This is a genomic window from Pseudomonas sp. MPB03, from assembly GCF_046605385.1.
Classification (GTDB): domain Bacteria; phylum Pseudomonadota; class Gammaproteobacteria; order Pseudomonadales; family Pseudomonadaceae; genus Aquipseudomonas; species Aquipseudomonas zanjanensis.
The window spans coordinates 5,613,844-5,627,315 of sequence record NZ_CP176770.1 but is presented as its reverse complement, the minus strand read 5'-3'; the positions used below and the strand labels follow the sequence as shown (position 1 = coordinate 5,627,315).

11 protein-coding genes are annotated in these 13,472 nt (G+C 62.3%); 6 read left to right on the top strand and 5 right to left on the bottom strand.

Features of this window, described 5'->3' with window-relative positions; genetic code table 11:
• Nucleotides 1-239: 239 nt before the first annotated feature.
• Together ACLH0I_RS24400 and ACLH0I_RS24395 are read left to right on the top strand one after the other, a co-directional pair.
• Nucleotides 240-2,789 (top strand): LuxR C-terminal-related transcriptional regulator, encoded by a 2,550-nt coding sequence (locus ACLH0I_RS24400; protein WP_411385601.1) that lies wholly within the window; start codon nt 240-242, stop codon nt 2,787-2,789.
• Nucleotides 2,790-2,994: 205 nt separating this feature from the next.
• On the top strand, nt 2,995-3,696 hold the full coding sequence (locus ACLH0I_RS24395) for a hypothetical protein (protein ID WP_250965695.1): 702 nt from the start codon (nt 2,995-2,997) through the stop codon (nt 3,694-3,696).
• Here the strand turns inward: ACLH0I_RS24395 and ACLH0I_RS24390 are convergent.
• Nucleotides 3,661-4,482: an IclR family transcriptional regulator gene (locus ACLH0I_RS24390; RefSeq protein WP_411385600.1), complete on the bottom strand. Its 822-nt coding sequence runs from the start codon at nt 4,480-4,482 to the stop codon at nt 3,661-3,663. The two genes, ACLH0I_RS24395 and ACLH0I_RS24390, sit on opposite strands and share 36 nt — an antisense overlap.
• A gap of 340 nt (nt 4,483-4,822) precedes the next feature.
• On the opposite strand from ACLH0I_RS24390, the gene hmgA reads away from it, so the two are divergent.
• Genes hmgA through maiA form a run of 3 tightly spaced genes read left to right on the top strand, consistent with a single transcriptional unit; the run spans nt 4,823 to nt 8,075 of the window.
• Entirely contained in the window at nt 4,823-6,127 is a 1,305-nt protein-coding gene (hmgA, locus tag ACLH0I_RS24385) for a homogentisate 1,2-dioxygenase (RefSeq protein WP_411385599.1), read from the top strand.
• 2 nt (nt 6,128-6,129) lie between these two features.
• Nucleotides 6,130-7,428 (top strand): fumarylacetoacetase, encoded by a 1,299-nt coding sequence (gene fahA / locus ACLH0I_RS24380; RefSeq protein WP_411385598.1) that lies wholly within the window; start codon nt 6,130-6,132, stop codon nt 7,426-7,428.
• An 8-nt stretch (nt 7,429-7,436) separates the two neighbouring features.
• Nucleotides 7,437-8,075 carry a maleylacetoacetate isomerase gene (gene maiA / locus ACLH0I_RS24375; protein ID WP_411385597.1) on the top strand — a complete coding sequence of 213 codons (639 nt, stop codon included), beginning with the start codon at nt 7,437-7,439 and terminating at the stop codon, nt 8,073-8,075.
• Between the two features lie 123 nt (nt 8,076-8,198).
• Here the strand turns inward: maiA and ACLH0I_RS24370 are convergent, their stop codons facing one another.
• On the bottom strand, nt 8,199-9,002 hold the full coding sequence (locus ACLH0I_RS24370; RefSeq protein WP_411385596.1) for a SirB1 family protein: 804 nt from the start codon (nt 9,000-9,002) through the stop codon (nt 8,199-8,201).
• A 187-nt stretch (nt 9,003-9,189) separates the two neighbouring features.
• Here ACLH0I_RS24370 and ACLH0I_RS24365 point away from each other — a divergent pair, with 187 nt between their 5' ends.
• On the top strand, nt 9,190-10,209 hold the full coding sequence (locus tag ACLH0I_RS24365) for a Glu/Leu/Phe/Val dehydrogenase family protein (RefSeq protein WP_186705070.1): 1,020 nt from the start codon (nt 9,190-9,192) through the stop codon (nt 10,207-10,209).
• 227 nt (nt 10,210-10,436) lie between these two features.
• Here the strand turns inward: ACLH0I_RS24365 and glyA are convergent, their stop codons facing one another.
• From glyA to ACLH0I_RS24350, 3 genes are all read right to left on the bottom strand, one after another.
• Nucleotides 10,437-11,675, bottom strand: a complete 1,239-nt coding sequence (glyA, locus tag ACLH0I_RS24360) for a serine hydroxymethyltransferase (protein ID WP_186705071.1) — start codon at nt 11,673-11,675, stop codon at nt 10,437-10,439.
• 11 nt (nt 11,676-11,686) lie between these two features.
• The gene (thrC, locus tag ACLH0I_RS24355; RefSeq protein ID WP_411385595.1) at nt 11,687-12,940 is read right to left on the bottom strand and encodes a threonine synthase; all 1,254 of its coding nucleotides are present in this window, start codon (nt 12,938-12,940) and stop codon (nt 11,687-11,689) included.
• A gap of 96 nt (nt 12,941-13,036) precedes the next feature.
• Nucleotides 13,037-13,468, bottom strand: coding sequence for a Rid family detoxifying hydrolase (locus tag ACLH0I_RS24350; RefSeq protein ID WP_250965561.1), 432 nt, complete (start codon nt 13,466-13,468; stop codon nt 13,037-13,039).
• Nucleotides 13,469-13,472 lie beyond the last annotated feature (4 nt).

Genomic DNA, 13,472 nt, shown 5'->3' with positions numbered 1-13,472 from the left:
GAAACCAGGCGGCTCGATGTATCAGGTGCATCGAGTGGTCCTTTTTGGGGCTGCTGCGCAGCCCAGCGGGAGCAAGCTCCCTCGCCACGGGACCGAGTCTGATTTGAACCAGGCATGACGACCGGCAGCGACCCTGCCGGTCGTTTTTTTATGGGCACCAATCAGCGCGCTGAATACTTCTCCAAAGGTCGGCAACACAGGTCTAGGGTGGTGAGATAACAATAAACAGGATCGCCCACATGACCGCCATGACCCCGTGTCCGGACCGTCCAGGATTGCTGCCTCGCCTGTCCTCGACGCATGTGCCGCGGCGGTCCCTGAGCGAGCCGCTGCTGACTTCCGAAGCACGGGTAAAACTGCTCTGCGCGCCGGCGGGCAGTGGCAAGAGTGCGTTGTTCGCCGAGTGCTTTTTGCAGGCCCCCAGTGACTTCCGGCTGCATTGGCTGCCCCTGGGGGGGGCGGCGTTGAGCACGGTGCAAATGTGCGAGTGCCTGGCACAGACCCTCGGCTTGCCGATGCTGGACGAAGCGGGGCTGTTGGCTCATCTGGCCCGTTTGCAAACGCCCACCTGGTTGTTTCTGGACGACTATTGCCGGGTACCGAATCCCGAACTGGACCAGTTGCTCGACCGTCTGTTGAATACCAGCAGTCCGGCATTGCACCTTTGGCTCAACGGTCGCCGTCGTCCCCACTGCAACTGGCCGCGGCTGTTGCTCGATGACGAGCTGTACGAGTTTGACCCTCAGGCGTTGTTCTTCAGCCCTGACGATGTCCAGCCGCTGCTTCGTCATCTGCCCGGTCCCCAGGCTGCCCGCACGGCCCGGGAGGTGATCCTGCGCAATGGTGGCTGGTGCGCCGGGGTGCGCATCAGCCTGCTAGAGCGCTGTGAATGGGCGCGCAGTCATGCATCGCCAGGGCGGCCGGGGACGTTACTCGATTACCTGGAGTACGAACTGTTCAGCACACTGACCCCGGACCTGGCAGAGGCCTGGCGGGTGCTGGCGCATCTGCCACGCTTCAATGCCCGGCTGTGCGAGCACCTGTTCGGCGACACGGTGGGCGCGCAATGCCTGCCGTTGTTGCTGGAGCTGGGTTGTTTCATCGAGCCGTGGGAGCAGACCTCGGATTGGTTGCAGATCTTCCCGGCCCTGGCCCGGTTGGTGCGTGAAGAGCCCTGGTCCCAGGGCCGCTCCTGGCATCGACGGGCCTGCCAATGGTTTGCGGCCGAGCAGGACTGGCAAATGGCGTTCGAGCAAGCGATGTTGGCCGAGGAGTTCGAGACCGCCGTCAGTTTCTTGCAGCATTTGAGCTTCGAGCACGTCTTGCAGCGCCGCAACGCGGTGCTGTTGCTGAGCTTGCACGATCAACAAGGCGACGCGCTGACCCTCGGGACGCCGCAGTCGGTGGGGCTGGTCACCGCTGCGCTGTTGTTCGCCGGGCGCTTCGACGAGGCGTCGACCTGCATCGAGCAATTGTCCAGGTTCCTGCCGCAGCCTTGGGCCTGTCGACAGCGACAGGTGCTGGCCAGGTGGCAGGTCTTGCAGGGCTGGTTGCTGCACCTTTCTGGCGATGGCGAACCGGCACGCGAGCATTTTCTCCAGGCCCAGGCCAGCCTGGACACGGAGGCCTGGTCCCAACGGGTGTTGTGCCTGGGTGGGCTGACGCAGCAGGCGCTGCTGGCTGGCGATCTGGCCTCGGCGCAATGGATCAACCGCCAGGCGTTGTGCCTGGCGCGTGCACAGGGTTCGCTGGTCTTCGAGGGCTTGCTGGAACTGGATCACGCCCAGGTTCTGGAGCAACGCGGCGCACCGCATCGGGCCGATCATTTGCTGGCCGCCGTCCAGGCGCTGCTGGATAAACCGGGCCAGGACTTTTCCCCGTTGTTGGGGCGTATTGCCTTGCGGCGCGGGCGTCTGGCGCTGCGCATGGGCTTTGAGGAACAGGCCGCCGAGCACTTTCAAACTGGCCTGGAAACGGGCCTGCTCAGCCAGGACAAACAGGTGCTCTATGGCTTTCTTGGCAAGGCCTGCCTGGCGGCCAACCAAGGCGACTATGGCGAGGCCTTCATGCATTTGCGCGATGCCGAGCGGACCATGCAGCAGCGGCACATCCCCGACACCGTTTACCGCGGCGTGTTGTTGCAAACCAGCTGCCAGTTCTGGTTGCAGCAGGGACGGGCGGAACTGGCCCATGAAGCCTTGACCCGTGTCTTGCGGCACTTTCGCGGATCCCAGGCCAAGCACGCGCCTCCCGCGACCCTGGAGTTGATTGCGCGACTTGAATACCTGCTGGTGCTGGCCGAGGTCTACTTGCAGCGGGCGCAGGAACCACAGGCGCGCTTGCAGGCCATGATCGCCCAGGCACAGCGCGGTGAAATGCACAGCCTGGAAACCGAACTGCACCTGGTGCTGACGGAAATCGTCTGGTTGTCCGGCGATCGCGCCCAGGCCCGGGAACGCCTGCAAGAGGGGCTCAAGCGCGTCACCTGCTGGCGGGCCCAGCAAGCGTTGTGCGAGCTGCGCTTGCGCCAGCCCGAGCTGTTGCGCTGGGGTCAATCGGCAGAGCAGGTCGAGTCGCCTGCCACCGTCGAGGACACCTTGCTCAGTCATCGCGAACTGGAAGTCCTGGAGCTGATTGCCCAAGGTCATTCAAACCAACAGATAGCCGAGCAGTTGTTCATTTCGCTGCATACGGTGAAGACCCATGCGCGGCGAATCCACAGCAAGTTGGGCGTGCAACGGCGTACGCAAGCGGTGGCGAAAGCCAAGGTCATGGGGGTGATGGGTTAGGGCTACGAATGATTGAAACTTCACGCACGCTTACACTTGCTTTTTTTACAATCGACGATTGGCCTGTGTATAACGGCGTGACTGAAGTTCAACGATAAGTTGCGACTTCAGTTGAACCGAGAGGCCGTGCTGTTGCATTCAGCTGCACAATCAATAACGCCTCGAACAGGAAGTTCGAGGCCATGACATGACAAGGATGTCTGATATGAATACCCCGCTGTTCTCTTCCCACTCCGAAAGACTGGTCGCGCTGAAGAACACCCGCGTGGATTTTGCCGTGCAGGTGCTGTTGGGTCATTACCTGGAGCCACTGGGCATCAACCCATTCACTGCCTACGTGAATACATTGAAGAACTTTCCAAGTCCTGAAGTGGGAAGCTCTCGAACATTGTTCGAAGAAACCCTGGCCTGCGTTGAAAAGCAACACCTGCCCTCTTATACGCAAGGCGCCAGCAATCTATTCAGCAAACGTTATTCCTTTGCCGCCGAAGATCGGCTCAAGACATTGGACTTGATAGCATTTGAAAAAATCGTCATAGACATTGTTGCAAGTTTGACTCGACAGCCGGCAATCGAGCTGTCCCTGCGTCCCCTCAGGCCCTTGACCGCCGAGGACGTGCATGGAGCATTGAAAGTCCACGCGTCGGGTATCAACGCTGGCGGCGTATACGTGACCAGCTTCATTGAGGATGACCCCGGCCAGCGCCTGGTGTCGTCTTCCGAGGGGTTGGTCGAGTACTTACTGGGCCATTTCCAGAATGATGTGATTCCTTATCACTCGGAGGGCAACCACCAGGGTATCTATACCGTTCGCTTCAGCGGGGAAGACCGTCATGTCCACCCGCAACTGATCACCGCGCATCTCAACGATCTAGTGATCAGGATTGTCCCGGATTTCCTGGACTGATCCTGGGGCCGCCTCATACCCCATCCGCCAACTCACGGCCCGGGTCGCCGCCAACAGCCGTTGCGCCGCCGGGCCGTTTTCGTCGGCGTGGAACAACGAGGTCGGGCCAACAATGGTCATCACCGCCTTCACCTCGCCGACGGCATTGAAGACCGGGGCGGACAAGGCGTCCACGCCCGGCATCAGCAAGCCATGCACATGGTGCAGGCCGCGGCTGCGAATCTGCTCGCAGAGGGTGGCATAGGCGCGGTCGTCGGCCAGGGCGTGGTGCTCGGTGCCTTGCACTTCCTGCTCCCGCAGGCCGATGGTCTCGCGCGCCGGCAAATAAGCACTGAACACCAGCCCGGTGGACGAACTGAGCAACGGCAAGACCGAGCCCAGTTGCGTCACCACGGTCACGGCTCGCACGGCGGGTTCGATGCGCACCACGGTCGCGCCATGGTTGCCCCACACGGCGAGGAAGCAGGTTTCGTTCAAGTCGTCGCGCAACTCGGCCAGGGGCAGGGCGGCCACTTGCAGCACGTCCATGCCATTCAGCGCTGCCAGGCCCACACGCAGGGCTTCACGGCCCAGGCCGTAGTGGTTGGTGGCGGCGTTCTGCTCGGCAAACCCGCTGGCGATCAAGGCCTGCAAGTAGCGATGGACCTTGCTCGCCGGCATTTGCACGTGCTCGGCCAGGCGCGACAGCGACGTGGAGGGGGAGAGTTCGGCCAGGGCCTTGAGAATGTCGGTGCCGACTTCGGCCGAGCGAACTTTCTGTTTACCGTTGCTGAGCGGGTTTTCCATGGAGGCGCAGGTCCAGAGGCGAATGGGCTAATGCTTGTCAGTTAAGTGGATAGCACGGGCAAACACACAAACCGTGGCGAGGGAGCTTGCTCCCGCTGGGCTGCGTAGCCGCCCCAAAAACAGGGCCGCTTCGCGCCCCAGCGGGAGCAAGCTCCCTCGCCACAGGGTTACTGCCGGGCTCTATTTCGCTTAACTGATCGGCATTGGGGCGAATGGGCGTCTTTATAGCTTGACGGTCGCCGTCGAGCAAATTACGTTATGCGTAATTGAATTACGATAAAAATAACCCGGTGCGCCTCAACTCCTCCGTTGAGTGACGGCCGCATCCCCAGGAGGCTCCATGAACCTCGATTCCACCGCGTCGGACCTGGTTTATCAATCAGGCTTGGGCAACGAATTTGCCAGCGAAGCCTTGCCCGGCGCCTTGCCCGTCGGCCAGAACTCCCCGCAGAAAGCCCCGTACGGTCTCTATGCCGAGTTGTTTTCTGGCACGGCGTTCACCATGGCCCGCAGCGAAGCGCGGCGCACTTGGATGTATCGCATCCGACCGTCGGCCAACCATCCGGCCTTCACCAAGCTCGAACGGCAGTTGGCGGGAGGCCCATTGGGCGAAGTCACCCCCAACCGCCTGCGCTGGAACCCGCTGGACATTCCGGCCGAGCCCACCGACTTCATCGACGGGCTGGTGCGCATGGCGGCCAATGCCGGCGCGGATAAACCGGCGGGCGTCAGCCTTTATCACTACCGGGCCAACCGCTCCATGGAGCGGGTGTTTTTTAATGCCGACGGTGAGTGGCTGATCGTGCCGCAACTGGGGCGGCTGCGGATCGCTACGGAGCTGGGCGTGCTGGAACTGGCACCGCTGGAAATCGCCGTGCTGCCCCGGGGCCTGAAGTTTCGCGTTGAACTGCTCGACCCCCAGGCCCGTGGCTACCTCGCCGAAAACCATGGTGCGCCGTTGCGTCTGCCGGACCTCGGGCCCATCGGCAGCAACGGCCTGGCGAACCCGCGGGACTTCCTGACGCCGGTCGCCCATTACGAGAACCTCGCGCAACCGACCACCTTGGTGCAGAAATTCCTCGGTGAGTTGTGGGTGTGCGAGCTGGATCACTCGCCCCTCGATGTGGTGGCCTGGCACGGCAACAATGTGCCGTACAAATATGACTTGCGCCGATTCAACACCATTGGTACGGTCAGCTTCGATCACCCTGACCCGTCGATTTTCACCGTGCTGACCTCGCCCACGAGTGTCCACGGCCTGGCCAACCTCGATTTCGTGATCTTCCCGCCACGCTGGATGGTGGCGGAAAACACCTTCCGTCCACCGTGGTTCCACCGCAACCTGATGAACGAATTCATGGGCCTGATCCAGGGTGCCTACGACGCCAAGGCCGAAGGTTTCCTGCCGGGCGGTGCGTCCCTGCACAGTTGCATGAGCGCCCATGGCCCGGATGGCGAGACCTGTACCAAGGCGATCAACGCTGATCTTCAGCCAGCGAAAATCGACAACACCATGGCGTTCATGTTCGAGACCAGCCAAGTGCTGCGCCCCAGTCGTTTCGCCCTGGACTGCCCGCAACTGCAAACCGACTACGATGCTTGTTGGGCTTCGCTGCCTGTCACGTTCGACCCGACCCGGAGATAACCATGACTCAACTTTCCCCTGCCCGTAGCTGGGTCGCCAGCGCCAACGGCCACGCCGACTTCCCGTTGCAGAACCTGCCATTGGGTGTCTTCAGCGTCGATGGCGGTGCCCTGCGCAGCGGCGTGGCGATTGGCGAGCGGATTTTCGATCTGCAGGCGGCGCTGCACGCGGGCCTGTTTGACGGTGCGGCCCGACAAGCCGTAGAGGCCATGGCCGACGGCCAATTGAATGGATTTTTCGACCTGGGCCGCAGCGCCCGGGTGGCCCTGCGTGAACGGCTGCTGGAACTGTTGCGCGAAGACAGTCCGTTGCGTGGCAAGGTTGAAGCGGCGAAGCTGCTGCTCGTCGCCGCCGACTGCCAGATGCACCTGCCCGCCAGGATCAACGACTACACCGACTTCTACGTCGGTATCGAACACGCCCAGAATGTCGGCAAACTGTTCCGCCCCGATAACCCGCTATTGCCCAACTACAAATACGTGCCTATCGGCTACCACGGTCGCGCCTCGACCATTCGCCCGTCCGGCACCGACGTGCGCCGCCCCAAGGGCCAGACCCTGCCGGCTGGCCAGGCCGAACCGACCTTGGGCCCGTGCGCGCGGCTGGACTATGAGCTGGAGCTGGGCATCTGGATCGGCAAGGGCAATGCCCTGGGCGAACCGATCCCCATTGGCGATGCCGCCGAGCACATTGGCGGATTCTGCCTGCTCAACGACTGGTCGGCCCGGGACATCCAGGCGTGGGAATACCAGCCCCTGGGGCCGTTCCTGTCGAAGAGTTTCCTGACCAGCATTTCGCCGTGGGTGGTGACGGCTGAAGCCTTGGAGCCGTTCCGCCGCCCACAGCCGGCGCGCCCGGAAGGCGATCCGCAACCGCTGCCCTATCTGCTGGACACCCGTGACCAGGCCGGCGGTGCCCTCGACATCGAACTGGAAGTTCTATTGCTGACCGAGGCAATGGTCGAGCAGAACCTGCCGGCTCAGCGCCTGACGTTGAGCAACACCCGATACATGTACTGGACCGTGGCGCAGATGATCGCGCATCACAGCGTCAACGGCTGCCAGTTGCAGGCCGGCGACCTGTTTGGCTCGGGCACCTTGTCTGGGCCTGAAAGCCATCAATTCGGCAGCCTGCTGGAAATCACCGAAGGCGGGAAAAAACCAATCGAACTGGCATCTGGCGAAGTGCGCCGATTCCTCGAGGACGGTGACGAAATCATCTTGCGCGCCCGTTGCCGCCGCGAAGGTTTCGCTTCCATCGGTTTCGGCGAATGCCGGGGCAAGATCCTGCCGGCGCGTTGAGGGCAGCCATGGAACTCTATACCTACTACCGCTCCACCTCGTCCTACAGGGTGCGCATTGCGTTGGCCCTCAAGGGCCTGGATTACCAGGCCTTGCCCGTCAACCTGATCGCTGCGCCGGGGGGCGAGCATCGCCAGCCGGCCTACCTGGCGATCAACCCCCAGGGGCGGGTGCCGGCGCTACGTACCGATGAGGGCGCGTTGCTGGTGCAATCACCCGCCATCATCGAATACCTGGAGGAGCGTTATCCCCAGGTGCCGCTGCTCAGCGCCGACCTGGCGGTACGCGCCCACGAGCGTGGCGTCGCCGCGCTGATCGGTTGCGACATTCATCCCCTGCACAACGTCAGCGTGCTCAACCGGCTGCGGCAGTGGGGCCACGATGAAACGCAGGTGGCGGAGTGGATCGGACATTGGATCAGCCAGGGATTGGCTGCGGTGGAGCAGCTGATTGGCGACGACGGCTATTGCTTCGGTGCGCTGCCGGGGTTGGCGGATGTGTTCCTGATCCCGCAGCTGTACGCCGCCGAGCGGTTCAATGTTTCCTTGCAGGAATATCCGCGGATCCGGCGCGTGGCGGCGTTGGCGGCTGGGCATCCGGCGTTCCAGCAGGTGCACCCGGCGAATCAGCCGGATACACCCACTTGATATTGATGTTGGCTGGTCTGCCGCTATCGCGAGCAAGCTCGCTCCCACAGTTGATCAATTGTGGGAGCGAGCTTGCTCGCGATGACGATTCAACTGTCACAAAAGGTGCCGCCTCACGACAACTCAATGCACCACCGAATTCGGCGGCAGATGCCCCAGCCGCTCCGTCAGCCGGATTCGCTGGATCGGATCGTCACTGAGCATCAGCGCATGCTCCAAGTCGAAGCGTTCGGCGTTGGGGCAATCGAGCCGCTGGTACAGGCTGGCGCGGGCCAGGTAGTCGGCGGCGCTGGCGTTACCCAGTTCCAGCACCCGTTCGGCGTCGATCAGGGCCGCGATGTAGTCGTCGTTCGCCAGATGCAGTTGGCGCAGGTTGCGCGACAGGCGCTGCAGCATCTGCATCGGCTCGGCGTTGACCAAGTGCTCGGCCTTGAGCGACATGTTCGCGCCGTATTGGCGCTGGAGCAGTTCCCGGCAGTCATTGGGGTACAACCGGCGGCCACCGCATGGGTCGAGCAGGTGGTCGGCCCCAGGTACCTTCAACAGGAAATGCCCGGGGAAATTGACACCGACCATCGGAATTTCCAGGCCGCGAGCCAACTCCAGGGCAATCAGCCCGAGGGCCAGGGGCTGCCCGCGTTTGCGCGCCAGGACTTTATCCAACAGCGCCGCTCGCGGCCGCAGGGGTGTGAAGTCGTCCTGGGCGAAACCCAGGTCGTTGAGCCGTCGTAGCAGAGGCTGGCCCAGCTCGCTGACAGGCAGCATCGGCAGGTCATGGCTGACCCGCTGTTGCAGTTCCTTGAATTCCTTCAGCAAGGTCGGAACGTTGACGTCGCGATCATGTTCGGCAGCGATCCACAACGCCGCTTCGAACAACGCCGGCGGCGAGCGGTGCAGGCAATCAAAAAAGGCTTGGCGCGGTTTCATCGAACTCTCCGGGCTATGCTCCCGTTTTAGCCCTGCCATGGATTTTCGTCCAGTCTCCAACAGATGCTGTGACAGGTTATGCCGAAAAAGACTGACCACCCAGGCGACTTATTCCGGCGTGCTCCAGCAATTTTCGACTGCACGCCTATACTGGCGAAACAAACAAAAGTGATTCGGGAGCCTTACGATGTTTGCTCTCATGCAAAGCTCCCGCCTTGAATCGCTGCACCTAAGCGTAGACCCGACGACCGGGTTGAAGGCGGTGATTGCCATTCATTGCAGCCGTCCCGGGCCTGCCCTGGGAGGCTGTCGTTATCTTGCCTACCCCGACGACGAAAGTGCCGTGGCGGACGCCGTGCGCCTGGCCCAAGGCATGAGCTACAAGGCAGCGCTGGCTGGTTTGCCCGTGGGCGGCGGGGTGGCGGTGATCATGCGACCGGCCCATGTGGAGAGTCGGGCGGCCTTGTTCGAAGCCTTTGGTCGTTGCATCGAGCAATTGGACGGGCGCTACATCACGGCCATCGACAGCGGCACGTCGGTGGCCGACATGGATTGCATCGCCCAGCAGACCCGCCATGTCACTAGCACCACCGCCGCGGGAGACCCCGCGCCCCACGCGGCAATGGGTGTCTTTGCCGGCATCCGTGCCACCGCCATGGCTCGCCTGGGCAGCGATAACCTCGAAAGCCTGCGGGTGGCGATCCAGGGCCTGGGCAATGTCGGTTATGCCCTGGCCGAACAGCTGCATGCGGCGGGGGCCGAATTGCTGGTCAGCGATATCGACCCTGGCAAGGTGCAACTGGCCATGGAGCAACTGGGCGCCCATCCGATCGCCAACGACGCGCTGCTCAGCACCCCCTGCGACATCCTCGCCCCTTGCGGCCTGGGCGGGGTACTCAACAGCCAAAGCGTGGCGCAACTGCGCTGCTCGGCCGTTGCCGGCTCGGCCCACAATCAGTTGAGCAACCTGCAGGTGGCCGATCAGTTGGAAAGACGCGGGATTCTCTATGCGCCGGACTATGTGATCAACTCGGGCGGGCTGATCTACGTCGCCCTCAAGCATCGTGGTGAAGAGCTGCCGACGATCACCGCGCACCTGTCGAAGATCGGGGCAAGGCTCACGGAAGTCTTCGCCCATGCCCAGGCGGAAAAGCGCTCACCGGCCCGGGTGGCCGATGAACTGGCGGAGCGCCTGTTGTACCGCTGAAAATCAAACCGTGGCGAGCTTTACTGCAAATCCAAGTGTGGGAGCGAGCTTGCTCGCGATAGCGGTGCGCCAGTCAATGAAGGTGTTGAATGTACGGCCGCCATCGCGAGCAAGCTCGCTCCCACAGGTTTTTCTAGCGCTCACAGACTGATCATTTCAGGCGAACACTCCCTCGCCACGGTGTGTGTTCGCCTCTCTATGCGCTTTGTGCTGCCCTTATCCAGCCATCACCTCAGCAGGTACACCGGAAAGCATTCACACAAATGCATCACGCGGCGCCGGGTGTTATCCAGGCGTGCGGCGTTGTTCGGCTGTTCCAGCAGGTCGGCGATCAGGTTCGCCACTTCGGCACATTCCGCTTCACCAAAACCGCGTGTGGTCAGGGCTGGGGTGCCGATGCGAATGCCGCTGGTGATCGCCGGTTTCTGCGGGTCATTGGGGATCGCGTTTTTGTTCAGGGTGATATGGGCGCTTTCCAGCAGTGCCTCGGCATCTTTGCCGGTGATGTTCATCGAGCGCAGGTCAAGCAGGAACATGTGGCAGTCGGTACCGCCGGACACCACCCGCAAGCCACGCCGGGTCAGGACGTCGGCCATGACCCGGGCGTTATCGACCACCCGCTGCTGGTAATGCTTGAACCCGTCGCCCAAGGCTTCGTTGAAAGCCACGGCCTTGGCGGCGATGACGTGCATCAGCGGGCCGCCCTGATACACCGGGAAAATCGTCTTGTCGAGCAGGGCGGCGTATTGCGCCTTGGCCAGGATCAGGCCGCCGCGGGGGCCGCGCAAAGTCTTGTGGGTAGTGGAAGTGATGAAGTCGGCGATGCCCACCGGCGAGGGGTACACGCCGGCGGCGATCAACCCGGCGTAGTGCGCCATGTCCACCATCAGGTAGGCGCCGATTTCATCGCAGACCTTGCGAAAGCGCTGGAAGTCAATGGTCCGCGAATAGGCCGAGGCTCCAGCAATGATCATCTTTGGCCGGTGTTCCCGGGCCAGGGCTTCCATCTCTTCGTAGTCGAGGGTTTCGGTTTCCGCGTCCAGGCCATAGGAAAAGGCCCGGTAGATTTTGCCGGAAAAATTCACCGAGGCGCCGTGGGTCAGGTGGCCGCCGTGGGCCAGTGACATGCCCAGGATCGTGTCGCCGGGTTCCAGCACCGCCAGGAAAACCGCCTGGTTGGCCTGGGAGCCGGAATGCGGCTGCACGTTGACGTATTCGCAGTTGAACAATTTGCGCGCACGCTCGATGGCCAGATTCTCGATTTCATCGACGACCTTGCAGCCGCCGTAGTAACGCTTGCCCGGATAGCCTTCGGCGTACTTATTGGTGAGCACGGAACCCTGGGCCTGGAGCACTTCTTCGCTGACGTAGTTTTCCGAAGCGATCAGTTCCAGGTGGGTTTCCTGGCGGTTGCGCTCGCGGTCGATCAGGCGGGCAACGGCGGGATCGAAATTTTGCAGACTCATGGTGTGATTCCTTAGATAAACGCTTCGGCCAGCGGAGCAGTCATGGGATGCGGCAACACCCGCGGCTGGCTTTTGGACGAGTCGGACAGAAAAATGGAGGTGTCTTTCAAACCGCTGCCGGTGATCAGGATCACGGCGGTTTGCGGGGTGTCGGGGTGTGTTTCTGCGTACTTGAGCAGGCCGGCGAAGGCACTGGCGGCGCCGGCTTCCGGAAACACGCCGGTGCTGGCGGCCAATCGAGAGGCGGCGGCGACAATGCTTGGGTCGCTGACGCAGATGAACTCGCCGTCGCTGGCGGTCACCGCACGCATGGCCTTGAGGCGATCACGTGGCAATGCCACGTTAATGCTGCTGGCCAGGCTGGTGGGCGGCAGGCGTTCGGTTTGTCGCATCGAGCGGTCGTAGCGCCAGGCGCGGTACATGAAGTTGCTGTGCTCGGCCTGAACGCCGATCAGGCGCGGAATGCGTTCGATCCAGCCCAGTTGCAGCAGGTCGAAAAAGCCTTTGTAGACCGAGCCCAGGATGCAGCCGTTGCCGACGGGCACGAACACCAGGTCCGGCACCTGCCAGTTGAGCTGTTCGCACATCTCGAAGGCGACGGTCTTCTTGCCTTCGCTCATGTACGAGTTGATCCCGGTGGTGCGGTTGTACCAGCCGTGTTTTTCGCAGGCGTCGAGGCATTGTTCGAAGGCTTCGTCGTATTGCCCGTCGACCAGCACGATCTCGGCGCCGTAGCCCTGCATCTGCGCGAGCTTTTCCCGGGGCGCGCTCTTGGGCAGGTAAATGACGTTGTGCAAGCCCAGGCTGGCGCTCATCCCCGCCAATGCCGAAGCCGCATTGCCGGTGCTGGCCACCGCCACGGTGCGCGCACCGGATTGCATGGCGTGGGCCACCGCCAGCGCGCTGGCGCGATCCTTCAATGACCCGGTCGGTTGCCGCGATTCGTCTTTTACGTAGACTTTGATCCGGGCACCTTTGCCGAGCAATTCCGGGCGCGAGTACAGCGGCGTATTGCCCACCAGTAACGGTGGAATGAACTGCGTCGAGCTCAACGGCATCAAGCGGTCATAGCGCCACATGCCACGGGCGTGGTCATGGGCCAGGCTGTCCCGGGACCATTCGCGCTTGAGTGTGGGGTAGTCGTAAAGCGCATCCAGGGCACCATCGATTTGGCAATGAGGACAGTAGTAGCTGACCTCATGGGGCTGGTAGCTTCGATCGCAAGCCAGGCACTGCAAGACATACGCTCTGTACGAATTTTTCATGGTCACCCTCTGAAAGTACGCTGTGCTGGTGCTTTCCTTGTCAACGTCGGTCCGGCGCACCGGACCGACGTTGGCACTCCGCTGGCAGAAGGTGTTTCAGATCACCATGATGGCGTCGATGGCGACCAGGGTATTGCGGGCCAGCGCACTGGCGCCGGCGGTGGTGCGGGCCGGGTACGGCTTGGTGAAATATTCTTCCATCACGCGGTTGAGGGTCGGGAACTCACTCAGGTCGGTAATGAACGCCGTGACCTTGACCACGTTCGCCAGGGTGCCGCCTGCCGCTTCGGCCATTTGCACCAGGTTGTCGAGGGTCTGGCGCAGTTGGCCTTCGAAATCCTTGGCCAGCACTTCGTTGTTCAGCGCCGAGACCGGGGTCTGCGCCGACAGGTAGATGGTCTGCCCGTGGCTGACCTTGATGCCCTGGGAATAGGTGCCCAGCGGTAGCGGCGCCTTGTCGGTGAAAATGACGTTCTCTTCGCCCAGGAAAGGTTTGGCGGCGGACTGGATGTGAGCGGTGGTTTGCATAGGG

What these genes read in the sequence shown, in the direction of transcription:
- ACLH0I_RS24400 (WP_411385601.1), top strand. Translation starts at nt 240, where the DNA reads ATGACCGCCATGACCCCGTGTCCGGACCGTCCAGGATTGCTGCCTCGC.
- ACLH0I_RS24395 (WP_250965695.1), top strand. Translation starts at nt 2,995, where the DNA reads ATGAATACCCCGCTGTTCTCTTCCCACTCCGAAAGACTGGTCGCGCTG.
- ACLH0I_RS24390 (WP_411385600.1), bottom strand. Translation starts at nt 4,482, where the DNA reads ATGGAAAACCCGCTCAGCAACGGTAAACAGAAAGTTCGCTCGGCCGAA.
- hmgA (WP_411385599.1), top strand. Translation starts at nt 4,823, where the DNA reads ATGAACCTCGATTCCACCGCGTCGGACCTGGTTTATCAATCAGGCTTG.
- fahA (WP_411385598.1), top strand. Translation starts at nt 6,130, where the DNA reads ATGACTCAACTTTCCCCTGCCCGTAGCTGGGTCGCCAGCGCCAACGGC.
- maiA (WP_411385597.1), top strand. Translation starts at nt 7,437, where the DNA reads ATGGAACTCTATACCTACTACCGCTCCACCTCGTCCTACAGGGTGCGC.
- ACLH0I_RS24370 (WP_411385596.1), bottom strand. Translation starts at nt 9,002, where the DNA reads ATGAAACCGCGCCAAGCCTTTTTTGATTGCCTGCACCGCTCGCCGCCG.
- ACLH0I_RS24365 (WP_186705070.1), top strand. Translation starts at nt 9,190, where the DNA reads ATGTTTGCTCTCATGCAAAGCTCCCGCCTTGAATCGCTGCACCTAAGC.
- glyA (WP_186705071.1), bottom strand. Translation starts at nt 11,675, where the DNA reads ATGAGTCTGCAAAATTTCGATCCCGCCGTTGCCCGCCTGATCGACCGC.
- thrC (WP_411385595.1), bottom strand. Translation starts at nt 12,940, where the DNA reads ATGAAAAATTCGTACAGAGCGTATGTCTTGCAGTGCCTGGCTTGCGAT.
- ACLH0I_RS24350 (WP_250965561.1), bottom strand. Translation starts at nt 13,468, where the DNA reads ATGCAAACCACCGCTCACATCCAGTCCGCCGCCAAACCTTTCCTGGGC.